The following is a 21,791-nucleotide window of genomic DNA, read 5'->3' as shown; positions in this document are numbered from 1 at the left end:
TGGAACGGGCATGATTTCTTCATGTCCGATTCCATCTCCCGCATTGTTGGTGCTGTTCGAGCCAAAGCACATGACAGCGCTGCCGCCTCGACGAGTCTGAATCCTGACCTCGAGAAGTTACTTCGTGAAGAGATTCTTCGGGATGGATCCCACAATTCAGGTGCCCCTCTCAACGATGAGGAACTACGTTCTCTCGCCATGGCTGAACTCAATGGTTTCGGAGCACTCCAACCCCTCTTGGAAGATTCCTCCATTGAAGAAATTTGGATCAACAGCCCAACAGAGGTCTTTGTTGCCCGCAATGGTGTCGCTGAGCTGACCGAGCTCTCATTCACGGATACGCAGGTGCGCGACCTGGTTGAGCGCATGCTTCAGGCTTCTGGGCGTCGCGTTGATATGTCCTCACCGTTTGTGGACGCATCACTGCCTGATGGATCACGCCTCCACGTGACCATTCCCGACATCACCTCCAAGCACTGGGCTGTGAACATTCGAAAGTTCTCCAAGAACGTGCGTGACCTGGCTCATCTAGTAGAGAGCGGTTCTCTTACACGTCAAGCAGCAGAGTTCCTTCGCATGAGTGTCCTTGCCAGGCAGAACATTCTTGTTTGTGGTGCAACGCAAGCAGGGAAAACAACGATGCTCAATGCCCTGCTTCGTTCTTCCCGGGAAAACGACCGCATCATCACCGTGGAAGAAACCTTTGAGCTGAACTTCGATGCTCGTGACTGTGTTGCGATGCAGTGCCGCCAGGCGAGCTTAGAAGGAACCGGCGAGATTACTCTCCGCCGCCTCATCAAAGAGGCTTTGCGGATGCGTCCAGACCGTTTGGTAGTGGGAGAGGTGCGTGAGGCAGAGAGTCTGGATTTACTCATCGCGTTGAACAGTGGCCTTCCCGGTGCCTGTTCACTGCACGCCAATAGTGCTCAGGATGCTTTGACCAAGCTCTGTACGCTGCCGTTATTGGCGGGCCGAAACATTGACTCCAGCTTCGTGGTTCCCACTGTGGCGAGCTGTATTGATGTTGTCGTGCACTGCGAGCTCGATCGATTTGGTCGCCGCCGTGTCAGCGAAATCATCGCCCCCACAGGACGTGTTGTGGGTGGAGAGATTGAAACCACAGTCATCTTCCACCTCGTTGATGACGTCCTGGTTGCTACAGGCCTTGCTCCCGAACGCCTCGACAAATTTGAGCTCACAAACTTGAACCCTCGTATTGTCTTGGATGCGGCATGAGACTGTCATCTATCGAGATCCTGGGAATCTTTCTGGGTGCCAGCGCCGGATTGGGCATCTTTCTGATCGTTTCCAGCAAGCTGTGGCCCAAGAAAGAGCGCGTGGAACGGGTAACGACACCCTCGAAGTTCTCGCGTGGACTAAACGAAACCGCCTTGCAACTAGGCATGAAGCCATCAGTGTTGTTGGCTTTGTGCCTTGTTTTGGCAGTCATTGGTGGCACGCTGGCTTGGGCGATTACGGGTGTTGCTGTGTTGAGCGTGGTTCTAGCGGGCACTGCAGCAACGCTTCCAGTGATGTTTGCCGCAAGCAGGCGTGCTTCTGCACGCAAGGCTTTGCGTAATCAGTGGCCTGATGTGGTGGATGCGTTGATTTCTGCCATTCGCTCTGGTGCAAATATTCCAGATGCTGTTGTTTCTCTCGCGGGGTTCTCTTCGAAAGCTGTGAGCACACCAGCTGCCTTGTTTGCACAGGATTACAAGGTTTCTGGCAACTTTGAACTGGCCGCACTGGATCTCAAAGCAAGATGGGCCAACCCCAATGGTGATCGCATCGTGGAGACCCTTCGTTTGGGCCGAGAGCTCGGTGGAACTGAAATCACGACCGTTCTTGGATCACTTGGTTCGCATCTCCGTGCTGAATCGGCACTGCGTCAGGAAGTTGAAGCTCGACAGGGCTGGATTCGTTTGGCTGCTCGTATTGGCGTGATGGCTCCCTGGATTGTCTTGGTGCTGTTATCCACCCGGCCAGAAGCTGCCCAGGCCTACAACTCGGCTGCGGGCGTTGTTCTCATTTTGATTGGGCTTGGAGTGAGCTTGCTGGCATACCGAATCATGTCTGCCGTGGGATACCTGCCAGATGAGAAGCGGTGGTTGGCATGAGTTCACTTGCTGGATGGGGGATAGGACTTGGTGCTCTCTTCGGTTTGGGCGTGTGGATTATCCTCACCACACTGCCGAGCTTTCGCAGCGCTTCTTTGCAGAAACGTGTTGCCCATATGGTCGCCGATATCTCACCCCAGGCATATGCCGATGTGACAGAGAAGAGTTCTGCTCCACTCCCACAGTTCGACTTTGGTATTCGTGGACTGAAGAACAGCTTGCTGACTGTCACGGAACGATTCGCAGGTCCGGCCGATGCCGTGGAGCTCGATCTAGCCAGAGCTGGATCCGAACTCTCGCTTTCAGAGTTCCGTGCTCGCCAAATTACCTGGGGATTGTGGGGAGCCGCAGCGGGACTTCTCGTTGACGGCGCTGTTGCTGTGATGACCCAGCCCAGTGCGCTCGCTTATGTGCTCGTGCCCGTCATGGGCGCACTCGTGGGCTATCTCAGCGTGAGGTATTTCTTGGGATATGCAGCAAAGACTCGCGTGAAGCGCATCGAGGCTCAATTGCCTGCGGTGTGGGAATTCTTGTCCTTGAGCCTCTCGGCAGGCGAAGGTCTGCCCGACGCTCTGCGCCGCATGGCCACCATTGGCCATGGCGACATCACCGATGAGTTCCGTGTGGTTGTGCTGGATGTTCAGATGGGTATCCCCATGGCTACTGCCCTGCAGTCACTAGAGCGCAAGCTCAAGATTTCTTCTCTTTCCCGTGGCATTGAACAGATTCTGGGAGCGCTCAACCGCGGAACTCCAGTGTCAGCTGTTCTTCAAGCACATGCTTTAGATGCCCGTGAAGATTCCAAGCGCAGATTGCTCGAAAGCGCAGGACAAAAAGAAGTGGCCATGCTGGTGCCACTGGTTTTCCTGATCTTGCCCGTCACCATCGTCTTTGCCGTCTTCCCCGGTTTACTCGTCATTCAATCGGGCTTCTAGCCCACAACTCAAGGAGAAATACAGAAATGAAAAGCATGATTACTCGAATCAGCTCAGCTATTCAGTCCAAGTTCAGCGATGAGCGTGGAGATGTTCCGGGCTGGGTCCTGATTACCCTGATGACCGCTGGTCTCGTTGTTGCCATCTGGGCAATTGCTGCACCTGCACTGGGCACCGTCTTTGATCAGGCCATCTCTCGTGTTGTGAGCTTCTAGAACACATCATGAAGACAGGGTTAGGTCGCGTGCTCGAGAGAGTGCGCAATGACGAGAGCGGCTCGGCTGTGGTCGAGTTTGTCTTTGTGGGCATTTTGCTCACCTTCCTGACCCTGGGCGTGCTGCAACTGGGCCTCGCACTGCATGTTCGCAACACCATTCAAGATGCAGCCTCAGAAGGAGCGAGGTGGGGTGCGCTGATCGACTCCACCCCTGCTGAAGGTGTCCAGCGCACCAAAGAACTCATCACAACTGCGGTGGGAGATCAATATGCACAAGACATCGCTGTTTCAAGCCAGCAATGGATGGGTGCTCCCGCAACTGTGATTACGGTGAAGGCACCACTTCCCATGATTGGGCTCTGGGGTCCCGCCACCTCAATGGAGGTGAGTGGTCATGCGGCTACTGAAGTTCTTCACTAAAGACGATGGCTCGGCGTCGCTTGAGTTCATCACGGCAGGAATGTTGCTGCTGATTCCGCTGGTGTATTTGGTTGTTGCCGTCGGTGCTGTGCAAGGCGCCACGTTGGCAACTGAGGGTGCGGCTAGGCAGGCAGCACGCGTCTATGTCGAATCGCCTGATCAGAGCACCGCCGTCAAGCGTGCTCAACAAGCAATTGACTTTGCGCTCGCCGATTATGGCCTGAACTCGAAACAAGCAGACGTCACCATTACCTGCTCTGCTAGCTGCCTTGAGCCTGAGTCATTGGTAAGTATTGGGGTGGGGGTCAAAGTTGTGATGCCTTTAGTCCCAGCTGTATTGAACCTTGATCAAGCTGCTGTTGTTCCCGTCTCATCCCAAGCCAGCCAGGTTGTTTCGCGATTCCACGGAGCGCGCTGATGTGGGTAAAGAGATTCCACGAAGAAGAGGAAGGCTCCAGCCTGATTTTGATTATCTTTGCGGGACTGATTGGACTAGCGGTCGTTCTAGGAACAGTTGCAGTCACAAGCCTCTATATCGAGCGCAAACGCCTGTTTACTGTGGCTGACGGAGCTGCGCTCGCCGCAGCTGAAGCATTCAATCTGGATGACGTACAGGTGATCAACGGCCGCGCCAGCATCACACTGACGAACACTGAGGTTCGAAAAGAAACCGATCATTATTTACAGCTCATCCCCACAACAGAAAGTGCCGGTATTTCAGTTGTGTCGGCAGTGACAAATGACGGACGCAGTGCCACGGTGAGCTTGCAGAAAACTTGGCATCCGCCGGTGGTTTCCATCTTCATGCCCGAAGGCATGGTGCTGGACGTGACCTCGACAGCGCGGACAGTTCTGGGTTGAAAAAGTTAAGGGTCCAGCTCCAGAAATTATGCAGGAAGCTGATAGCAATCGTCTTCAACTAGTTCTATGAGGCCATCTTTGAGAAGCCCTGCAATAGCTCGACCTAGCTGAGCTTGATCACTCCATGTGGTTTCAAGTTCGGAGGTTGTTACGGTGGTGTGTGCATTTCTGAGGGCTTTCATCACAGCGCCGCGTGCCTGCCGGTCGCTGCCCTCGTATTTCTTCTGAACAATCTTCTTCGGTCCCACGTGTTCGGGATACCCAGAGTTTTTCCAAAGACATGTTCGTGCGATGGGGCACACATCACACTTGGGATTGCGTGCAGTGCACACCAATGCACCCAGCTCCATGATTCCGGCATTGAAAGCGGGGGAGAGATCGGGAGTGGGAAGCAGCGCCTCCATCGCTTCGAGGTCGCGTTTTGTTGACGGAGGGCCTTGGTCCGCATTGCCCTGGTTGTGGCGGGCAATGACGCGACGAATGTTGGTGTCCACAACAGGTTCATGCCCGCCATAGGCGAAGACGGCAATGGCACGTGCAGTGTAGGGACCAACTCCAGGTAAAGAGAGTAGATCTTCGACGTTGCTGGGAACCTCTCCGTTGAACTTCTCCACGATCGTCACAGCACAGGCATGGAGCCACAGTGCCCTGCGGGGATAACCCAGGTTTGCCCACGCTCGCACAGCATCACCTGACGGTGATGCCGCCAGCGCGGCAGGAGTAGGCCAGCGAGTCAAGAACTCTTCGAGTTTGGGAATGACGCGTGCAACTGGTGTTTGTTGCAGCATGAATTCTGAGACAAGTGAACCCCATGGGGTGAAGTAAGGCTGGCGCCACGGTAGATCTCTACCCTCGGCCTCGAACCAGTCAATAATCTCCTGCTGCACGCGCTCCAGCGTAGAGGGTTTGCTCTCTAGCTGCGTTCTCGCTCACGCTCGATTCGAAACATCGCAACAAAATCTGCAAGCAGCTGGGTGAAAGTGTCTTCAACAACCTTTTCTTTATTGATCCTTGCTCGAACAAATTTCGCAAGAACAGGCGCCCCGTTTGCTTCTGCTAATTCAGCATCAAGCATGATTTCTGATGCGGATTGCTCGTAAGCACTTCCCAAAGCGAGGTACTCCAAACCCACCAAAATTTCGATGGAGCGTTCAGCGTTCCATCCTTCGCGGTCCAAGACGGAAAGAAAAGCTTCGTACATCTGAAAGGTGTCAGGGTCTCGGATAGGGGTAACACTCAAGATGCCAATGGTGTTGGTGTGCTGGAGAAAGGCGCGGTAGTAGGACATTCCGAAGGAGAGAATTGCGTCTTCCCAGTTCATGTTGGCGAGTTGGGCGGTTTCAATCTTGCGCACTACTTGACGCCGAATGAGGTGGATCAGATCATTCTGACCGTCGATGTAGTGATACAGAGAAGGTGCTCGAACGTGGAGTTTCGAGGCCAAGGCGTTCATTGTGAGGGCAGACCAGCCCTTCTCATCAATGAGCTCCAGGGCTGCCTCGGCGATTGTTTCTTCCGTGAGCTTCGCCTGAGAAGGCCGACCCCTTTTATGGCGCACTGGAGTGGATTCTCCGCCTGTTTTCTCTTCGCTCATGACTGGTCTCCTGTTGCTGGTGGAGCGGGAGGTGAATCTTCACTTTGGTTTGAAGTTGTGGACACATTCCAGATTTGTAACAAGTGTGTTGCGCCTGTTGCGCATTAAATCTAATGCCATTAGTTTATGAACATTACTACCGCAAACAAGCGCATGAAGATAGTGGAAAGTGAAAGTTCGTATGAACAGCACCACCGAAAAACTAGCGGGAGCTACAGCTAGAGCGAATCAATCGCCAGCTGGAGCAGACCTCGTTATTTCCGGAGCGCTCAAAACCTTCGTCACTCCTGAGAAGGTGCAACTCAACGCTGTCGATGATGTTTCATTCACCATCAATCAGGGTGAATTTTTTGTCATGCTTGGTCCATCAGGTTGTGGCAAGACCACACTGCTTCGCTCTATTGCTGGACTTGAAACTCTTGATGCTGGATCGATTACTCTCGGCACTCAACGCATCGATAACCTTGCTCCCCACCTCAGGCCTGTCAACACTGTTTTTCAGTCATATGCCCTGTTCCCTCACCTGACCGTGGCACAAAACATCGCTTTTGGCCTTGAAATGGAACGCAAGCCTAAGGCTGAAGTTGCAGCAATCGTCGATGAGATGCTGGCGCTCGTCCGTCTCACAGATCTTGCGAGTCGCAAACCTGCTCAACTCTCAGGTGGACAGCAACAGCGCGTTGCACTTGCTCGTGCTCTTGCCAAGAAACCACTTGTGCTCCTTCTCGATGAACCTCTTGCCGCACTAGACCTCAAGCTTCGCCGCGGTATGCAAGCCGAACTCAAACGTCTTCAGGAAACCACAGGTATTACCTTTGTTTTCGTCACCCACGACCAAGAAGAAGCGTTGAGTATGGGTGACCGTATTGCCGTCTTCAACTCCGGAAAGCCGGTGCAGATCGGAACTCCCGAAGAAATCTATGAGCAGCCAGTAAACCGCTTTGTGGCAGATTTCATTGGTGAATCAAACTTCATTACAGCGCCCGTTACAGAAAAGAGTGGAAAACAAACCATTCAATTAGCGGGTGGAGATGTCGTTGAACTTCCGCACACAGTTGATGCAGTAAACGGGGAAGTCACCGTTGCAATCCGTCCAGAACGCATTTCACTCAATGTTGCGGGCCCCAAGTTAGCCACCGGCACCATTACCAACATCGTGTATATGGGAACAGATCTCCGCTGCACAGTCCGTTTGCAGGACGGTACAGACGTTGCCGTTCGAGTTCCGCCACCATTTGGCGTAGACCTTCAGCAGGTCGGTGGCACAGTTTCCTTGACTGTCGAGACATCGAGCATTCGCCCCATGGCTCCAGAAGGAAACTAATGAGCACCGTCCAGAAAGCGCCTCGGATGAGGGGAGCAAACCCCAAGAAACCAGGTCAGATTGGCTTCTGGGGAAGTATTCCGGCGCTCATCATTGGACTGCTTTTTACGGTGGGCCCTTTGGTCATTATTTTCATCTTCTCCTTCATGTCCCGCCCTTTCAGCGGTGGTGGAGTGGATTACACATTTACGCTTGAGCCCTACATCACTTTTCTGTTCCAAGCAGATTTTGTGGGAAACGTCACGTTCGACCCCCGCTATCTCAAGATCTTCCTGGACTCACTGCAGCAAGCCAGCATCACGACAATTGTCTGTTTTGTCCTGGCATTTCCTTTAGCTATCTGGATGGCAACCAGGCCTGAGAAGGTCCAGAACCTGCTGGTGTTGTTGGTCACTATTCCGTTTTGGACAAGCTTGTTGGTGCGGACATATGCATGGATGCTGATCCTCAACGACAACGGCATCGTGAACACCATTTCAAAGTCTCTGGGACTTGGAACACACGAATTGCTGTACACCCCGTTTGCCTCGCAAATCGGTTTGATCTATACCTTCTTGCCATTCATGGTTCTTCCCATTTACTCTTCGCTGGCGGGGTTTGATTTCCGTCTAGCCGAGGCCGCTTATGATTTGGGAGCCCGCAAGATGGGCGTCATTCGACGGGTGCTCCTTCCCATTGCTGTCCCGGGGATTATTTCGGGCATTCTGCTCGTATTCATGCCTGCTTTTGGTTCTTATGTCCAACCCGTGTTGCTTGGTGGTGGCAAGTTCCTGCTCATCGGTAACCTGATCGCCGATCAGTTTGGACAATCTAGGAACTGGCCTTTTGGGGCAGCGCTGTCGGTCATCATCTTGGTGATGCTCATGCTTGCTCTGATCATCATCGCCGTGTACTCACGACGTTCTGGACGCAAAGTTGAGCTTGCGCTATGAGTACTCGTATCCGCGCACTCAGACTTCGAGAATTCCCTGGAGTGCGATCTATCGCGATCTTCGCGCTGTTCTTCTTGTATTTGCCAATCTTGGTCACCACTGTTTTTGCCTTTAACAATGGTGAGAACGCACTGTTGTGGAAAGGCTTTAGTTTCCGCTGGTTTGGCGAGGTGTTTAACAATGCCAACCTCATCAAGTCGGTCATGGTTTCACTGCAGATCGCGGTTATCGCCACTCTGGCCTCGACCATCATGGCGCTGCTTTTCGCCCTCTCTGTTGATCGACTGAGAGCACGGGGGAGTGCGCTTGCTGTGTCGATCCTCACCGCACCACTTGTTATTCCAGAGATTGTTATCGCAGTTGCCACCTTGGGATTTATTCGCCTGATCAATCTGCCACCCGGGATGCTGGCCTTGATTCTGGCTCACATCGCCTTCTGTATTCCATTTGCTTTGATGCCCATTCGGGCGCGGCTTCAAGGAGTAGGTGTGACCTATTTCGAAGCCGCGACTGATCTAGGGGCAAGTTCCTTCAACACCATTAGACGCGTCACTCTGCCGTTGCTCACACCAGGAATCATCTCTGGAGCACTACTCGCGTTCGTGATTTCACTCGACGACTTCATCATTTCCAATTTCCTGTCCGCCGCTGGCTCTACACCCCTCCCGGTGTATCTGTTCAGCCTGATCCGAAAGGGTGCAAGCCCGTCCGTGAATGTAGTTGCAACGTTGCTTCTGCTACTTGCGTTCGTTGTTACCACCATTACCTATTTGTTGTCACAAAGAAGGAGTAAGAAATAACCATGTTTAAATCCACTAAGAAATCACGCTGGGGCACTACAGCAGTGTTCGGTGCCGTGGTTGCGCTTGTGCTCTCGGGCTGCGCTACCGACTCTGGCACCGAAGAAAAATCGACCGGTTATGTTGAGGCCACCAGTGGTGAACTCAACTTCTACACCTGGAGCGATTACTACCCTGAAGAACTCATTTCCAAGTTCAAAGAAGACACGGGCATCACGCTCAACATCGACTACTACGACACCAACGAGAGCCTCGAAGCAAAGCTTCGTGCCTCTAACGGTGCTGGATATGACGTTGTGGTCCCCAGTGACTACATGGTTCAAATCCTCAAAAACGATGGTCTGTTGATGGAAATTGACACCACGACATTCCCCAACGGCGGCAACATCGAACCAAGCTTCGTTGATGTGTACTTCGATGAAGGTCGCAAGTACTCGGCTCCTTACCTTTATGGAACCACTGGATTCGTATTCGACTCCGCAGTGATCCCTGAAGCTGAATGGCCTACTTCGTGGGCTGACTACTTCAACCCTCCAGCATCAGCTGGTGCTGTTGGCATCATGAACGACATGGTTGAGGGCGTGAACTCGGCTCTGCGCGTTACCGGTGGAGAGTTCTGTACTACCGATGGCAAGCAGCTCCAGGCAGCACAAGACCTGCTCACCTCGTTCAAGCCACGCGTGGGCACCATCAGCAGCGACGGAATCATCGAGCGCGTAGCCGCTGGTGAAGAAGTCATGGCAATGATGTGGAACGGTGCGGCATACCGCGCTATGCAGGACCGTCCCAGCGTTCAGTATGTTTACCCAACCGAGGGTATGGCACTGTGGCAGGACAACTTCGTAGTTCCCTCGGGCGCTGTGAACGTTGACCAGGCAAAGACCTTCATCAACTGGATGATGAACCCTGAGAACATGGCAATCGCCGTGAACGCTCAGGGCTATGCCTCAGGTGTTGCTGGCACAAACGAGCTGATGGATCCTGCACTTTCCTCTAGCTCTGCCATCACCATGCCTGCCGGATACACCGGAGCTAAGCCAGTCAAGCCTTGTAACAACGAGGAACTGTCTAACTACTCCAAGATCTGGGAAACCTTCAAAGGCTAATCAGTAGATGACCATCTTTCATGATGCGTCAGCAGACGACACCACCGTTTTTCACGGTGGTGTCGTCTGGCTGGAGCCACACAAGACCACATCCGCCCTGGCTATCACCGGCGGAACAATCAGTGCGCTCGGAGAAGAAGCATTAGCTCTTCTCGATCAGGCATCGCACACTGTCGACCTTGCTGGTCGTTTTCTCATGCCTGCATTTTCAGATGGACATTGCCATCCTGTTTTTGCTGGTTTGGAATACCAAGGCCCAGCGATTACCGGCAAGAAGAGCATTGACGCCATTGTTGAAGCTGTCCGGGTTTTTGCTGAAGCAAACCCTGATGCTGAATGGATCCGTGGCGGAAGCTATGACCCAACCCTCGCCGAGGGTGGAAACTTTGATGCGGCATGGCTGGACGCAGTCGTTTCGGACCGCCCCGTCATTCTTCGCGCTGCTGACTATCACACACTGTGGTGTAATTCTGAGGCCCTCAAGCGCGCCCACGTCACTACAGACACACCTGAACCTCGACTTGGTCGCATTGAACGGCGTCCTGATGGCAGTCCGCTCGGAACTTTGCGTGAGTGGCACGCCTGCGACTTGATGCTCGATGTTGCTCCACCGACAGACCCTGAAGCCCTCGTTACCGCTGTGGTCAAGTCCTGTGAAGTGGCAAACAGCAATGGCATCACCTGGATGCAGGATGCCTGGGTTGATCTCAACGGTCACCGCCCATTCATCACAGCTTTAGAGCGCAATCAACTTACTGTCCGCACAAACCTGGCTTTCCGGGCAGACCCAGACCACTGGCGACAACAAGCCGACGATTTCATTCGGATGCGCGCTGAAGTTCACGCTGCTGGCAATGAGCACCTCCTCACGGCCCGAACTGTGAAGTTCTTCGTTGATGGCGTGGTGGAAAGTGCCACTGCAGAAATGATCGCGCCATATCTAGACACTCATGAACATGGCATGCCTAACTGGTCACGTGAGGAACTCTTGCTTGCCGTTGCACACTTTGATGCGCTGGGTTTCCAGACTCACTTGCATGCCATTGGTGACCGGGCTGTTCGTCACGCTCTTGACTCGATCGAGAACGCCACTGAAGTGAATGAGACATGGGATCGCCGCAGCACGATTACTCACGTTCAAGTGGTTCACCCTGATGATCTTCCACGCTTTGCAGAACTTGGAGTTATTGCGAACTTCCAGGCCCACTGGGCTCAAGAAGACGATTTGATGACCAAGCTGACGGCACCCCGACTGGGTCCAGAACGAACAAACTTGCAATACCCCGTGGGTTCGTTGTGGCGAAGCGGCGCCAGACTTTCTTTCGGAAGCGACTGGCCTGTCTCGCCTAATAACTTTGTGGAAACCATGTTGGTTGCTGCAACTAGGCAAACTGATGATGGCTCACCAGCTGAGGGATGGGTTCCAGAACAACGCATCACTGTGGATGACGGGTTATTGATCGCTACTGCAGGAACGGCATACCAAAGCTATACAGAGAAGTTCCGTGGAACCATTGCGGTGGGCATGGCTGCAGATCTGGTGGTTTTGGACCGAGATGTGACATCTGTTGAACCGATGGTTGCGCGCAAGGCAGTAGCGAGCGAGACCTATCTCAGTGGCGTCAAGGTGTTTACGCGATAAATCACTTCACGACTCTGGAGTAAGTAGGCGTTCCTACTTTTTCTTGAGCGCCATCAACCCTGCAAGCCACAGCGGAACGACGGCGAACAAGGCGACACACACCATGGCGACAGCAATGTCGACTTCTGGCTGAGTGAATGCGGCTCCTTGAACCAGGGGAGTCAGTGCGATGGTGAAGGGGAAGGTGCCATAGAGCAAAACCCCTTGTAGCCAGAAGCCTCGAGGCTTGATCTCAGAGATCTTTGCGAGGGCCTTTTTGGTGTTCAACAGGGCTTGAACGACAAGAAGGAAAGCCAGGGTTTCGAAGAACCAGCCGAAGAAGTTGTGCAGAGGGATACCGAAGTAGGGGCCACCATCGCGCCAAATCCACTGTTGCAACACCGTTGCATGCCAGGGGTCACTTGCCAGGTCAAGAAGTGTCATTCCGAACGCTGCCATCGCCGATACGGCAACCAGCCACCAACCTCGGGCAGCAGTTGTCAAAGCACCTCCAATGGAACGTGCAACCATCAACGACGCGTAGGTCATGGCGAAGTATTGCAGCTGAATCAGCGGGGGAACGCCCAAGAGCAACGGCCCCAAAGGGCCATCGGGGTAGTAATAGTTTCCGAACACCAAGCCTGTAGCAACACCCAGAGCCTCACCAGTAAAGCTGATGACAACAACGGAGAGGAAGGAGAGCCACGCAGTACGTGCCCCTGCCCAGCGAATGAAGTGCCACATCGAGAAGGTGACGGGCACCAGTCCAATCAGCAGGGTGATACTTCCCGGGGTTCCAGCAGGAACAAAAGCTGCTCCAAAGGAAATAACCAGCAAGATCCACAGGCCAATTGAGGTCTTGGGTGCAGTTGAGGTCGACATGAGTACTCCCAGAGGGTGAAGTGAAGTTGTCTCACTCTACGGCGGAAACTATGCGGCGCCTACGCCTAACAAAGATCCCACAAGGTATGTCGCGGTGACCGCAATTGCGCCAAAGAAGAGCTGGCGAAGGGCGCTCTTCCACCATGACTTGCGTGTGAAGCGAGCAGCGATGCCGCCGGCAACCAACAGGCCCACGGCACCCACTCCCAGGCCAAGCTCCAACGACTCAAAGCCGAGGGCGTAAGGAATGAGAGGAATGAATGCTCCGCTCGCAAACATGGCGAAGGAGGAAGAAGCAGCAATCCAGGGAGAGGGCTTCGAGTCAGGGTCCACGCCTAGTTCTTGCGCAATGTGGATGCGGGCTGCTTGTTCTTTGTTTTGATGAACTTCAGCTGCTGCAAAACGTGCAGTCTTCTCAGCCATGCCCATTTCGATGAAGTTGAGAACGAGTTCGTTCTCTTCGCCCTCAGGGTTGCGCGCATGTGCCTGACGCTCAATCTCAAGTTCTGAATCCACTTGTTCGTTTGAGGTCTTGACCGAGGCATATTCGCCCAGAGCCATTGAAAACGCACCAGCAACGAGACCTGCAGCGCCGGTCAGAACAACAGTCTGCGCATTTGCACCCGCTGCACCAATACCGGCAATCAGAGCGATGTTGGAGACAAGACCATCCATTGCACCAAAGACAGAAGCGCGAAGCCAGCCACCGGCAAGATCAGGGTGGGAGTGGTCATACTCGTGCGGATCAGCGCCCTTGAGGGTGGTTGAGATCATGAGCTAGAAGTCGTACTGCTCGTTTTCGAGCTCTTCTTCTTTGCTTTCTGCGACAACATCAGCAACAGCAAGAGCGACTGAAATTCCCCAGCCCAGCCAGACCAGAATCAATCTCCAGTCACGGGGGCCACGCGCCGTTGCACGCAATGCAGAGAAGCCACCGAAGATGGCTCCGAGAACACTGGCGTTGAATATGAACTTGCGCATGTTTCAAGGTTATCGGTTCGTCGGCACGCCCGCGCCTTTCAGCTTTTTAGGAACCTCCCCGCATAGGCTCGATGAGTCATGATTCGCTTTAGTACGGTCACTAAAAAGTACGCAGGTTCCTCGCGTCCCGCCCTCAACGGCGTTGATTTTGAGATTCTGCGCGGAGAGTTCGTCTTCCTCGTGGGAGCTTCCGGTTCCGGTAAGTCTTCCTGCCTGCGTTTGATGATCAAGGAAGATAAGCCGAACTCGGGTTCCATTCACGTACTCGGACAGGACTTGGGTTCTATCTCGAACCGCAAGATTCCCTACTTCCGCCGTAACTTGGGTGTTGTTTTCCAAGACTTCCGTCTGCTTCCCAACAAGACGGTCTTTGACAACGTTGCTTTCACCTTGCAGGTGATTGGTAAGTCTCGTGGATTTATTCAGGAAGCAGTTCCTGACGTGCTCAAGATGGTGGGTCTGGCCGGCAAGGCTCAGCGCTACCCCCACGAACTTTCCGGTGGTGAGCAGCAGCGCGTGGCTATTGCTCGTGCCATCGTGAACAAACCTGCTCTTCTTCTTGCTGATGAGCCCACCGGTAACCTCGACCCTGCCACCAGCGCAGGAATCATGGCGTTGCTTGAGCGAATCAACGCTGGTGGAACCACCATTGTGATGGCCACCCACGCTGCAGACTTCGTTGACCGCATGCAAAAGCGCGTGATTGAGCTCGTTGCAGGTCAAATCGTTCGTGACGAACGTGAATCTGGTTACGGCAACACGGCAGCTCTGCCCATCGTCGGTGCTGATGCCACCATCAACTCAACTGGTGACCACACCGCAGCAGCTGCTGCAGCGATGGCAGCCACCACGCGCCCGCAGGGCATCGTGACTGCTTCTGAGCAGCCCCAGATCATTGAAACCACCGACATCGTGGTTCCCACTCCTGTGTTTGAACAAGTTGATGAAATCACGATGGACGCCGTCCCAGAGATTCCTAGTGCCTATGACACCGGTGAAATCGATGACCTCGGAGACTTGAGTGAACTCTTTGGCATGAATGACTCTCGTCCGGTTCAGCGTCTCGATAAGCCGGCGTTCCAGGATGCGCCTCCTGCTTCAGCTGAGGGCGAGCCTTTGACGAAGCCTCAAGTTGACTTGAGTTCGTTGCCCTTGACTGAACGACTGCGTATTCAGGCTCAGCAGCGGGCAAAGAACACCGGTAACGATGACCAGAATGTGGGGCCTGTTCGATGAGGTTCTCTCTGATCTGGTCAGAGGTTGCGAACGGTCTGCGTCGTAATTTCTCCATGGTTGTCTCGGTCATCTTGGTGACCTTCATCTCGCTCACCTTTGTGGGTACCGCGATTCTGCTTCAGATGCAGATCGGCCAGATGAAGAACTATTGGTATGACAAAGCACAAGTTGCTGTCTACATGTGTACTGATGTGTCTTCAGGGGAGAACTGCCTCGACGGTGCTGCATCAGCGTCTGAAGTTGAAGCCGTGAATGAGGCGCTTTCTGGCGCAACCCTCGCTCCTTTCATTGACAAGTTCTACTTTGAAGATCACGAAGCTGCTTTCAAGAACTTCCAAGAGCAGTTCAAGGGAAACCCTGTGGCTGAGTACGTCACAGCGGATCAGCTCAACGAAACCTATTGGGTGAACCTCAAGGACCCATCGCAGTCAGCTGTTTTGGTTGAGGCGCTCTCTGCCCAGAAGGGTGTTGAGTCAGTTACTGACCAGCGCAGCTACCTGGACCAGATTTTCTCTATCCTCAACTCCGCCAGCTACACCGCTATTGGTGTTGCTGGCCTGATGTTGATTGCTGCTGTCTTGCTGATTGCCACCACGATTCGTTTGTCGGCGTTCTCACGTCGTCGCGAACTGGGCATCATGCGCCTGGTTGGTGCCTCTAACCGCTTTATTCAGACACCCTTCATCCTTGAAGGTGTGTTTGCTGCCCTAGTGGGATCTGTCCTGGCTGGTGGAGCAATCATCGGTATCGTGCACTTCTTCGTGCAGGGCTACCTCGCGGTCAACATTCCACTGACATCCTTCGTGGGAATCTCAGAGGCTTTGATTGTGGTTCCCATCTTGGTGGTTGTCGGATCCTTGCTGGCAGCTATCTCGGCAAACTTCGCCATCACTCGCTACCTCAAGATTTAGTAGCTCTTTCAGGCGCGTAAACTAAGGCTTTGCGCACAACAAGCTGAAGGAGGTGTGCAATGCCTAAAGAACAAGGTCAGAAGGTTGTTGCCACCAACCGTAAAGCTCGTCATGACTACAACATCATCGACACCTATGAGTGCGGTGTTGTGCTGTGGGGGACAGAGGTCAAGTCCCTGCGTCAAGGACGTGCGTCGCTAACCGACGGCTACGCCTTCATAGAAGGCGGCGAAGCCTGGCTGGATGCTGTGCACATCCCTGAATACACCCAGGGCACCTGGAATAACCACGCTCCTCGTCGTAAGCGCAAGCTCCTCATGCACAAGCAAGAGATTCTCAAACTTCACAACAAGGTGAAGGAGGGTGGCTACACACTCGTACCGCTTTCCCTGTACTTCAAAGATGGCCGCGCCAAGGTTGAGCTCGCACTCGCCAAGGGTAAGAAGGAATACGACAAGCGTCAGACGCTTCGTGAGCGCCAAGATAAGCGTGAATCAGACCGCGCTATCTCGGCCCGCAAAAACATGGGTGAATAACATTCCTGGCTTTCAGGAATAACTCTTGTCAGCTGGGCGTTGTACACTTCAACTGCGCTGAAATACGCGCTAGAGCGAGAGCAATCTCGTTTAGACAACTCAACAGCGCATGATGTGACAACGCACTCTCATGGGGATGATCGGATTCGACATTGCCTGCAAGCGGGAGAGAAGCGGGTCGAGGATGCAGGGATATCTCGTTAACGACCTCTGCAAAAAATAGGTGCAAAATCTAACCGCGCCGACTTCGCCCTCGCTGCTTAAGCGAGCCTGAAGTCCGTCAGACCGGAGGCGTCCCCGCTCCGTGTTCTGGCGTCATTAAGGGGACTTGCTGCAGTGTTATGCCTGAGGGCACTGCGGGACTTTAACTCAGACTGGGCTTGTCGACTTAGATGCTGGTAACAAAGGTCGGAGCCAAGTAGAACGCCTCTAATCAGCTACACCCGTAGAAGACTCACAATTTCAGCAGTGGACGGGGGTTCAATTCCCCCCATCTCCACCACTTCAGTGAGTTGATCACATCATGCGCCACGAGTTCTGAGGCTCCCGCCCGATCCTTGATCGAGTGGGAGTCTTTGTTTTAGCCGTTGTAGCGGCCTTCTCGGTGGTTCAAAGCGAGGATGAAATTGAACACAAAGGCACCCACTGCAGAGTAAAGCACGATGACGGGGGAGGCGATGAAGAAAGCCCCTGCCACTATCGCGAGGTCAATAACCAGCTGAACATAACCTGCTCGCCAGTGATATTGCTCTTGAGCAATCAGTGCCACCACATTGAAGCCACCTAAAGAAGAGCGATGGCGAAACAGCCCGAGAACCCCAATGCTGGCCACGACGTTGCCGGCAACGGCGCCAAAAAGGGGATCAATGCTGAGGTGACCAAGATTCGCGGTGGTGAGCTGTGCAAAAAGGGAAACTAGAACGATGGCAACGAAGCTGCGCAGAGTGAAGTTCCACCCCTTTTTCCACACCGCCAAAGGCAAGAAGGGAAGGCTGGCAACAATCCACACCACGCTGAAAGAAAAGGGGGTGGCATAGCTAATCAGCAGAGCCAGGCCGGCAATACCGCCAGTCACCACATGTCCGCTGTCCATCAGGAAGATTCCTATGGCCGCCAGCAGAGAGGAAGCTGAAATTCCGACAATGTCGTCAAGAAGTGAATGACTCTGGGCAGTTGTGCTGCGGGAGACATCACGAGTTGTGTTGTGCACATTCATTTATAACTTCTGGAAGAGCAACACATGATGGGTTCTGAGATGAATATGTATGCCGGAGTGGACACGTGTTCTCGCCCAGAATGAATTGGAAAAGAACGCCGTGAGTATCCCGGTTACGCACCACCTCCAGTGGTAGCGTTTCCCTCAGTTGAGCGTATTAAAACGTGTGCGCTCGTTGTTGAAAGGGACCCACCTCATGGGCTACAACCGCCTCAAGGCATTTGAAGAAACTGGCTATGTCGTTCTTGACAGCTACGACCAGGCTGCAGACCCCAAGGAATGGCTCGACATCGAGTATGTCGACTGGAAGTCTTCCGGCGTTACTCGTTTCGCTCCTTTGGCTTCTGCCTTCGGCGAGATGGAGTGCAACGGTTTCTGGAACCACACCCCTCCTCGCACGGACAAGGACGGTGTTTGGGTCAAGAAGAACGTTGACCTCGCCCCCATTCTGACCAAGCGTGCCGAAGAACCAGGTGCAAACATTGGTCGTTGCCGCGTTATCGAGCTTCAGCCCAACAAGTACTCTGACGCTCTCTACAACATGCACCAGGACGACAACAACCGTCTGAACCCAGACGGCACCGGTTGGATTGTGCGTGGTTTCTTCAACCTCTCTGACAACCCAGACTCGATGATGATCCTGCGCGAAGACCGCCTGGACCCCTCCACCGAGATTCGCATTCCTCTTCCTGCAGGTGCACAGCTCATTGTGGACACTCAGCGCTTCTGGCACGCCGTATGGCACCAGGGTGACGAGCCACGTTACTGCCTCATCACCTCATGGGAGTCTGGCCCCGAGCTCGACGCTTACATCGAGAAGTACAACGGCAAGCCCCGCGCCACCAACTACCCACTGACCGATGAATTCATCGCAGCAGGTCAGACCGAGTTCGAGCGTCGCCTCGAAGAGCGCCGCTTGGCTCTCCTCGCACAGGGCATCGTCGAAGAAGGCGTCAAGGACCCAGAAGCAGAGAAGATGTAATTCTCCTCAAGCAATACAGAAAGCCCCTGGATACCCAGGGGCTTTCTTGTTTAAGTTCTAGTTGGGCAGCGCTGCCTCGATGGCCGCGATGATCTCTGGATCATCTGGCTTTGTGGTGGGGCGGAAGCGTTTGATTTCTCCACTGGGAAGAACTAGGAACTTCTCGAAGTTCCACATCACCGGCCCTGCCTTACCTGAGCTGTCTTTTGCTTTGACCAGCTCAACATAGAGCGGGTGACGCTTGCGGCCGTTGACACTGGCCTTCGCCATCATGGGGAAAGTGACCCCCCAGGTTGTGGAGCAATACTCGGCAATATCGTCGCTGTTCTTGAGTTCTTGCAGGAACTGGTTGGAAGGCACGCCCACCACAGTGAAGCCACGAGAGCCATACTTCTTCTGGAGTTCTTCGAGCTGCTGGTATTGCGGAGAAAGACCGCACCTACTGGCCACGTTCACAACCAGCACCACTTTGTCGGAATAAGCGCCGAAAGTGGTGGGTTCTCCGGTCAAAGTGGTCAAGGCGATCTCGTTGAGGCTCATAGTTCTGAGGCTAACGTGCAGCACAAGGTGAAACAATGGAGAAACCATGACAAACAATGCGCCGTCAGAGAACTTGCCCATCATTCACGATGGCATCATCGACCCACCTCACGATGTTGAGGTGCTCTCTGCTGATGAGTTCAAGCTTGCATTCCGCAATCACCCTGCTGGGGTAGCCATTGTCACAGCGGATGCAGGCAAGGGCCCTGTCGCCATGACGGTGACGAGTGTGTTCTCTGTCAGTGCTGAGCCACCATTGCTGGTGTTTTCTGCGTCTGCCCAGTCCTCTGCCACGCCCACCATCGCAGAGTCGGACACGGTGGTAATCCACCTCCTCGGTGCTGATCAACTTCATCTGGCGAAGCTTGCTGCCACCAGTGGCGCAAACCGTTTCCCCGACGACATTGCCTGGGAGAAACTCCCCACCGGAGAAACCGTCTATTCCGAAGCTCACGCCTGGATTCGTGGTCGCACCGTGAACAAACTCAAGGCTGGTAGTTCAACTGTTTTCCTGATTGAAGCGCTGGAAGCTAAGTCGCCTGCGGAGGGAAGCACAGAACTGGACGCCAGTGCAGCTCATCCGCTGGTGTATCACAACCGCACCTGGCACAAACTAGACAGCAACTCCAAGCTCGACGCATGAGTCGCTTCAGCGACAGCATTCGCTCACACCTGCTCGAAACTTTCTCGGGGGACACGGCCGGCACTCCCTATTGGGTGAAGAACATTGAAGCCGGCGATGACGTGGGCTTCTTTGGTCCAGGATCTGCTTCCTGGACAGTCCACGGCGGCATGCCCACGATGGTTGCTGGTATTCGTGCCCTCCTGATGCAAACCCTGCATCCTGGAGCTATGGCCGGCGTTCACGACTGGTCACGCTACAAAGAAGACCCTTTGGGTCGTCTCGCTGGAACCATTCAGTGGCTCATCACGGTTACTTTCGGAGACACCAAACTAGCCGAACACGAGTCTTCTCGCGTGGCAAAATTCCATGACCGTGTCAAAGGTACTTACGTCGATGCCCAGGGAATAGAGCGGACATACACGGCCGGAGACCCAGAGTTGCTCTACTGGGTTCATGTTGTCTTCACAGACGCTTTCCTGGGCTGCCAACAGGCATGGGGAGAACCTATTCCTGGGGGAGCTGACCAATACGTCAACGAATGGTCCAAGGCAGGCGAGCTCGTCGGTGTTGCAAAACCACCACGTAGTGAAGCAGAGCTCATTGCTGCCCTGCATCAGTTCAATGTTGATGGTGTGCTCAAACACGACGAACGCGTGGAGGAAACAATTGAGTTCCTCAAGAAGCCACCATTACGGCGCAGCATGATGCCGTTTTATCGCATCATGTTCGGGGGAGCAGTGGCGAGTATTCCTGAGGAATACCGCCAGATTCTGGGGCTCAAGAAGCCCTGGTGGCCTGCATTCTGGATGACTGGCGTCATCCTGAAGATGCTCAGAACACTCCTTGGGCCTTCATCCACTTCTGAGGATGCGGCACGAGTGCGAATCGCGCGCCTGAAGGCTGAGGGAAAGTTAGCGAGCTAGTTCAGCTAAGACGGCTGCGTGAAGCTGGCCGTTAGTGGCCAATGCGCTGCCGTGCCAGATATCAGCGTGACCTTCAATAGAGGTGAAGCTTCCACCAGCCTCGGTCACAATGGGCATCAGAGCAGCCATGTCATAGGGCTTGAGGTCGAATTCGCCTGCCACATCAAGGATGCCTTCAGCGACCATCATGTAGGACCACATGTCACCATAGGCGCGGGTGCGCCAAACCTTACGACTCAAGCCGACAAGCTCGTCGAGGTAGCCAGCCTGGTCCCACTGCTGGAGTGAGTTGTAGCTGATGCTGGCATCTGCAAGGTCTTTCACTCCAGAGACTTCCAGCTTGCGTGGTGCAGCAACAGCAACCATGGGCTGCTCGAGGTATTCAGAGAGTTCTTCGGGGATGGGAACATTCGCTAGAGGATCGTGAGACTCATCAACCCACGCACCATTGCCTTTAGAGCCCCACCAGCGCTTACCTAAGGCAGGAGCACTCACCACACCGATAACGGGAACGCCATCGATGGCAAGAGCAATCAGCGTCGCCCAGACGGGAACGCCACGAAGGAAGTTAGAGGTGCCATCAATGGGATCAATAATCCATTGACGGTGAGGGTGATCGGAAGTTCCAGTGGGGTGTTCAGAAACAGAGCCTGCTTGTTCACCAAACTCTTCGCCCAGCATGAAGTCTTCTCCGCGCTCGCGGCTGAGGATGTCAATGATGGCCTGCTCAACAGCACGATCGGCATCAGTGACAGGAGTCTTGTCAGGCTTGGTGCTCACCTCAAGGTCCATCGCGAGGAATCTGGCGCGGGAAATCTCATCCGCTGCATCAGCAAGCTGAAGAGCTAATTGGAGGTCTTCGTTGAGGGTGTAGTGGTTTCTGGTCACGTTTCCACGATACTCGCGAATAGAAACAAGAAAGCCCTTCCAAACGGAAGGGCTTTCTCTTTTTGTTGCGGGGACAGGATTTGAACCTGCGACCTCTGGGTTATGAGCCCAGCGAGCTACCGAGCTGCTCCACCCCGCGTCGGT

At 53.9% G+C, this 21,791-nt stretch carries 26 protein-coding genes, 1 tRNA gene and 1 other RNA gene; 19 read left to right on the top strand and 9 right to left on the bottom strand.

Annotated elements, in window-relative coordinates:
* The first annotated feature begins 21 nt into the window (after positions 1-21).
* The 7 genes from Q0362_RS06705 to Q0362_RS06675 are packed head-to-tail and all read left to right on the top strand — an operon-like array spanning position 22 to position 4,550.
* Complete coding sequence (locus tag Q0362_RS06705) at positions 22-1,236, top strand: CpaF family protein (RefSeq protein WP_298121613.1); 1,215 nt, start codon at positions 22-24, stop codon at positions 1,234-1,236.
* Positions 1,233-2,117 carry a type II secretion system F family protein gene (locus Q0362_RS06700; protein ID WP_298121611.1) on the top strand — a complete coding sequence of 295 codons (885 nt, stop codon included), beginning with the start codon at positions 1,233-1,235 and terminating at the stop codon, positions 2,115-2,117. Before Q0362_RS06705 ends, Q0362_RS06700 begins: the two co-directional genes overlap by 4 nt.
* Positions 2,114-3,052, top strand: coding sequence for a type II secretion system F family protein (locus tag Q0362_RS06695; protein WP_298121608.1), 939 nt, complete (start codon positions 2,114-2,116; stop codon positions 3,050-3,052). The genes Q0362_RS06700 and Q0362_RS06695 overlap by 4 nt, the downstream gene beginning before the upstream one ends.
* A gap of 26 nt (positions 3,053-3,078) precedes the next feature.
* Complete coding sequence (locus Q0362_RS06690) at positions 3,079-3,267, top strand: hypothetical protein (RefSeq protein WP_280794962.1); 189 nt, start codon at positions 3,079-3,081, stop codon at positions 3,265-3,267.
* Positions 3,268-3,275: 8 nt separating this feature from the next.
* On the top strand, positions 3,276-3,689 hold the full coding sequence (locus Q0362_RS06685; protein ID WP_298121602.1) for a TadE/TadG family type IV pilus assembly protein: 414 nt from the start codon (positions 3,276-3,278) through the stop codon (positions 3,687-3,689).
* On the top strand, positions 3,664-4,107 hold the full coding sequence (locus tag Q0362_RS06680) for a hypothetical protein (RefSeq protein WP_298121599.1): 444 nt from the start codon (positions 3,664-3,666) through the stop codon (positions 4,105-4,107). Before Q0362_RS06685 ends, Q0362_RS06680 begins: the two co-directional genes overlap by 26 nt.
* Positions 4,107-4,550, top strand: a complete 444-nt coding sequence (locus Q0362_RS06675; RefSeq protein WP_298121597.1) for a pilus assembly protein TadG-related protein — start codon at positions 4,107-4,109, stop codon at positions 4,548-4,550. The genes Q0362_RS06680 and Q0362_RS06675 overlap by 1 nt, the downstream gene beginning before the upstream one ends.
* Positions 4,551-4,576: 26 nt before the next feature.
* Here Q0362_RS06675 and Q0362_RS06670 read toward each other — a convergent pair whose 3' ends face one another.
* Together Q0362_RS06670 and Q0362_RS06665 are read right to left on the bottom strand one after the other, a co-directional pair.
* On the bottom strand, positions 4,577-5,437 hold the full coding sequence (locus Q0362_RS06670; protein ID WP_298121594.1) for an A/G-specific adenine glycosylase: 861 nt from the start codon (positions 5,435-5,437) through the stop codon (positions 4,577-4,579).
* 26 nt (positions 5,438-5,463) lie between these two features.
* On the bottom strand, positions 5,464-6,144 hold the full coding sequence (locus Q0362_RS06665) for a TetR family transcriptional regulator (protein ID WP_298121591.1): 681 nt from the start codon (positions 6,142-6,144) through the stop codon (positions 5,464-5,466).
* Between the two features lie 181 nt (positions 6,145-6,325).
* Here Q0362_RS06665 and Q0362_RS06660 point away from each other — a divergent pair, with 181 nt between their 5' ends.
* From Q0362_RS06660 to Q0362_RS06640, 5 genes are read left to right on the top strand one after another with little or no spacing between them, the layout of a single operon-like run.
* Positions 6,326-7,468: an ABC transporter ATP-binding protein gene (locus Q0362_RS06660; RefSeq protein ID WP_298121588.1), complete on the top strand. Its 1,143-nt coding sequence runs from the start codon at positions 6,326-6,328 to the stop codon at positions 7,466-7,468.
* The gene (locus tag Q0362_RS06655) at positions 7,468-8,400 is read left to right on the top strand and encodes an ABC transporter permease (RefSeq protein ID WP_298121585.1); all 933 of its coding nucleotides are present in this window, start codon (positions 7,468-7,470) and stop codon (positions 8,398-8,400) included. The genes Q0362_RS06660 and Q0362_RS06655 overlap by 1 nt, the downstream gene beginning before the upstream one ends.
* The gene (locus tag Q0362_RS06650; protein WP_298121582.1) at positions 8,397-9,200 is read left to right on the top strand and encodes an ABC transporter permease; all 804 of its coding nucleotides are present in this window, start codon (positions 8,397-8,399) and stop codon (positions 9,198-9,200) included. Before Q0362_RS06655 ends, Q0362_RS06650 begins: the two co-directional genes overlap by 4 nt.
* Before the next feature lie 2 nt (positions 9,201-9,202).
* Positions 9,203-10,306 (top strand): extracellular solute-binding protein, encoded by a 1,104-nt coding sequence (locus Q0362_RS06645; RefSeq protein ID WP_298121579.1) that lies wholly within the window; start codon positions 9,203-9,205, stop codon positions 10,304-10,306.
* A gap of 7 nt (positions 10,307-10,313) precedes the next feature.
* On the top strand, positions 10,314-11,948 hold the full coding sequence (locus tag Q0362_RS06640) for an amidohydrolase (RefSeq protein WP_298121576.1): 1,635 nt from the start codon (positions 10,314-10,316) through the stop codon (positions 11,946-11,948).
* A gap of 33 nt (positions 11,949-11,981) precedes the next feature.
* Here Q0362_RS06640 and Q0362_RS06635 read toward each other — a convergent pair whose 3' ends face one another.
* Genes Q0362_RS06635 through Q0362_RS06625 form a run of 3 tightly spaced genes read right to left on the bottom strand, consistent with a single transcriptional unit; the run spans position 11,982 to position 13,790 of the window.
* The gene (locus Q0362_RS06635) at positions 11,982-12,809 is read right to left on the bottom strand and encodes a carotenoid biosynthesis protein (protein ID WP_298121573.1); all 828 of its coding nucleotides are present in this window, start codon (positions 12,807-12,809) and stop codon (positions 11,982-11,984) included.
* 48 nt (positions 12,810-12,857) lie between these two features.
* Complete coding sequence (locus Q0362_RS06630; protein WP_298121571.1) at positions 12,858-13,583, bottom strand: VIT1/CCC1 transporter family protein; 726 nt, start codon at positions 13,581-13,583, stop codon at positions 12,858-12,860.
* 3 nt (positions 13,584-13,586) lie between these two features.
* A complete protein-coding gene (locus Q0362_RS06625) occupies positions 13,587-13,790 on the bottom strand; it encodes a hypothetical protein (RefSeq protein ID WP_298121568.1) in 204 nt (67 codons plus the stop codon).
* A 78-nt stretch (positions 13,791-13,868) separates the two neighbouring features.
* Here Q0362_RS06625 and ftsE point away from each other — a divergent pair, with 78 nt between their 5' ends.
* The 4 genes from ftsE (at position 13,869) to ssrA (ending at position 16,975) form a co-directional block, all read left to right on the top strand.
* A complete protein-coding gene (gene ftsE / locus Q0362_RS06620; protein ID WP_298121564.1) occupies positions 13,869-15,026 on the top strand; it encodes a cell division ATP-binding protein FtsE in 1,158 nt (385 codons plus the stop codon).
* Positions 15,023-15,937 carry a permease-like cell division protein FtsX gene (gene ftsX, locus Q0362_RS06615; protein ID WP_298121561.1) on the top strand — a complete coding sequence of 305 codons (915 nt, stop codon included), beginning with the start codon at positions 15,023-15,025 and terminating at the stop codon, positions 15,935-15,937. The genes ftsE and ftsX overlap by 4 nt, the downstream gene beginning before the upstream one ends.
* Positions 15,938-15,996: 59 nt before the next feature.
* Positions 15,997-16,473, top strand: coding sequence for an SsrA-binding protein SmpB (gene smpB / locus Q0362_RS06610; protein WP_280794943.1), 477 nt, complete (start codon positions 15,997-15,999; stop codon positions 16,471-16,473).
* Between the two features lie 132 nt (positions 16,474-16,605).
* Positions 16,606-16,975: a transfer-messenger RNA gene (gene ssrA, locus Q0362_RS06605) on the top strand.
* 78 nt (positions 16,976-17,053) lie between these two features.
* Here the strand turns inward: ssrA and Q0362_RS06600 are convergent.
* Positions 17,054-17,689, bottom strand: coding sequence for a YitT family protein (locus Q0362_RS06600; protein WP_298121555.1), 636 nt, complete (start codon positions 17,687-17,689; stop codon positions 17,054-17,056).
* Positions 17,690-17,885: 196 nt separating this feature from the next.
* Between Q0362_RS06600 and Q0362_RS06595 the strand changes: the two genes are divergently transcribed.
* Positions 17,886-18,671 carry a hypothetical protein gene (locus Q0362_RS06595; protein WP_298121552.1) on the top strand — a complete coding sequence of 262 codons (786 nt, stop codon included), beginning with the start codon at positions 17,886-17,888 and terminating at the stop codon, positions 18,669-18,671.
* 57 nt (positions 18,672-18,728) lie between these two features.
* Here the strand turns inward: Q0362_RS06595 and Q0362_RS06590 are convergent, their stop codons facing one another.
* The gene (locus Q0362_RS06590; RefSeq protein ID WP_298121549.1) at positions 18,729-19,211 is read right to left on the bottom strand and encodes a glutathione peroxidase; all 483 of its coding nucleotides are present in this window, start codon (positions 19,209-19,211) and stop codon (positions 18,729-18,731) included.
* A gap of 46 nt (positions 19,212-19,257) precedes the next feature.
* On the opposite strand from Q0362_RS06590, the gene Q0362_RS06585 reads away from it, so the two are divergent.
* Together Q0362_RS06585 and Q0362_RS06580 are read left to right on the top strand one after the other, a co-directional pair.
* Positions 19,258-19,854: a flavin reductase family protein gene (locus Q0362_RS06585; protein ID WP_298121547.1), complete on the top strand. Its 597-nt coding sequence runs from the start codon at positions 19,258-19,260 to the stop codon at positions 19,852-19,854.
* Positions 19,851-20,759, top strand: a complete 909-nt coding sequence (locus Q0362_RS06580) for an oxygenase MpaB family protein (protein ID WP_298121544.1) — start codon at positions 19,851-19,853, stop codon at positions 20,757-20,759. Before Q0362_RS06585 ends, Q0362_RS06580 begins: the two co-directional genes overlap by 4 nt.
* On the opposite strand, the gene Q0362_RS09710 is transcribed toward Q0362_RS06580, so the two are convergent.
* Both Q0362_RS09710 and Q0362_RS06575 read right to left on the bottom strand, forming a co-directional pair.
* A complete protein-coding gene (locus tag Q0362_RS09710; protein ID WP_366099785.1) occupies positions 20,748-21,647 on the bottom strand; it encodes an inositol monophosphatase family protein in 900 nt (299 codons plus the stop codon). The genes Q0362_RS06580 and Q0362_RS09710 overlap by 12 nt on opposite strands.
* Positions 21,648-21,712: 65 nt before the next feature.
* A tRNA-Met gene (locus Q0362_RS06575) sits at positions 21,713-21,786 on the bottom strand.
* Positions 21,787-21,791: the final 5 nt, after the last annotated feature.

This window comes from uncultured Aurantimicrobium sp., assembly GCF_936931525.1.
GTDB lineage: Bacteria > Actinomycetota > Actinomycetes > Actinomycetales > Microbacteriaceae > Aurantimicrobium.
Note: the sequence above shows the minus strand (reverse complement) of the source record. Positions and strands in the feature narration are given on the sequence as shown.

Bases quoted from the DNA above. Each gene is read 5' to 3' on its own strand.
- Q0362_RS06705 (WP_298121613.1), top strand. From the start codon at position 22: ATGTCCGATTCCATCTCCCGCATTGTTGGTGCTGTTCGAGCCAAAGCA.
- Q0362_RS06700 (WP_298121611.1), top strand. From the start codon at position 1,233: ATGAGACTGTCATCTATCGAGATCCTGGGAATCTTTCTGGGTGCCAGC.
- Q0362_RS06695 (WP_298121608.1), top strand. From the start codon at position 2,114: ATGAGTTCACTTGCTGGATGGGGGATAGGACTTGGTGCTCTCTTCGGT.
- Q0362_RS06690 (WP_280794962.1), top strand. From the start codon at position 3,079: ATGAAAAGCATGATTACTCGAATCAGCTCAGCTATTCAGTCCAAGTTC.
- Q0362_RS06685 (WP_298121602.1), top strand. From the start codon at position 3,276: ATGAAGACAGGGTTAGGTCGCGTGCTCGAGAGAGTGCGCAATGACGAG.
- Q0362_RS06680 (WP_298121599.1), top strand. From the start codon at position 3,664: ATGCGGCTACTGAAGTTCTTCACTAAAGACGATGGCTCGGCGTCGCTT.
- Q0362_RS06675 (WP_298121597.1), top strand. From the start codon at position 4,107: ATGTGGGTAAAGAGATTCCACGAAGAAGAGGAAGGCTCCAGCCTGATT.
- Q0362_RS06665 (WP_298121591.1), bottom strand. From the start codon at position 6,144: ATGAGCGAAGAGAAAACAGGCGGAGAATCCACTCCAGTGCGCCATAAA.
- Q0362_RS06660 (WP_298121588.1), top strand. From the start codon at position 6,326: ATGAACAGCACCACCGAAAAACTAGCGGGAGCTACAGCTAGAGCGAAT.
- Q0362_RS06655 (WP_298121585.1), top strand. From the start codon at position 7,468: ATGAGCACCGTCCAGAAAGCGCCTCGGATGAGGGGAGCAAACCCCAAG.
- Q0362_RS06650 (WP_298121582.1), top strand. From the start codon at position 8,397: ATGAGTACTCGTATCCGCGCACTCAGACTTCGAGAATTCCCTGGAGTG.
- Q0362_RS06645 (WP_298121579.1), top strand. From the start codon at position 9,203: ATGTTTAAATCCACTAAGAAATCACGCTGGGGCACTACAGCAGTGTTC.
- Q0362_RS06640 (WP_298121576.1), top strand. From the start codon at position 10,314: ATGACCATCTTTCATGATGCGTCAGCAGACGACACCACCGTTTTTCAC.
- Q0362_RS06635 (WP_298121573.1), bottom strand. From the start codon at position 12,809: ATGTCGACCTCAACTGCACCCAAGACCTCAATTGGCCTGTGGATCTTG.
- Q0362_RS06630 (WP_298121571.1), bottom strand. From the start codon at position 13,583: ATGATCTCAACCACCCTCAAGGGCGCTGATCCGCACGAGTATGACCAC.
- Q0362_RS06625 (WP_298121568.1), bottom strand. From the start codon at position 13,790: ATGCGCAAGTTCATATTCAACGCCAGTGTTCTCGGAGCCATCTTCGGT.
- ftsE (WP_298121564.1), top strand. From the start codon at position 13,869: ATGATTCGCTTTAGTACGGTCACTAAAAAGTACGCAGGTTCCTCGCGT.
- ftsX (WP_298121561.1), top strand. From the start codon at position 15,023: ATGAGGTTCTCTCTGATCTGGTCAGAGGTTGCGAACGGTCTGCGTCGT.
- smpB (WP_280794943.1), top strand. From the start codon at position 15,997: ATGCCTAAAGAACAAGGTCAGAAGGTTGTTGCCACCAACCGTAAAGCT.
- Q0362_RS06600 (WP_298121555.1), bottom strand. From the start codon at position 17,689: ATGAATGTGCACAACACAACTCGTGATGTCTCCCGCAGCACAACTGCC.
- Q0362_RS06595 (WP_298121552.1), top strand. From the start codon at position 17,886: ATGGGCTACAACCGCCTCAAGGCATTTGAAGAAACTGGCTATGTCGTT.
- Q0362_RS06590 (WP_298121549.1), bottom strand. From the start codon at position 19,211: ATGAGCCTCAACGAGATCGCCTTGACCACTTTGACCGGAGAACCCACC.
- Q0362_RS06585 (WP_298121547.1), top strand. From the start codon at position 19,258: ATGACAAACAATGCGCCGTCAGAGAACTTGCCCATCATTCACGATGGC.
- Q0362_RS06580 (WP_298121544.1), top strand. From the start codon at position 19,851: ATGAGTCGCTTCAGCGACAGCATTCGCTCACACCTGCTCGAAACTTTC.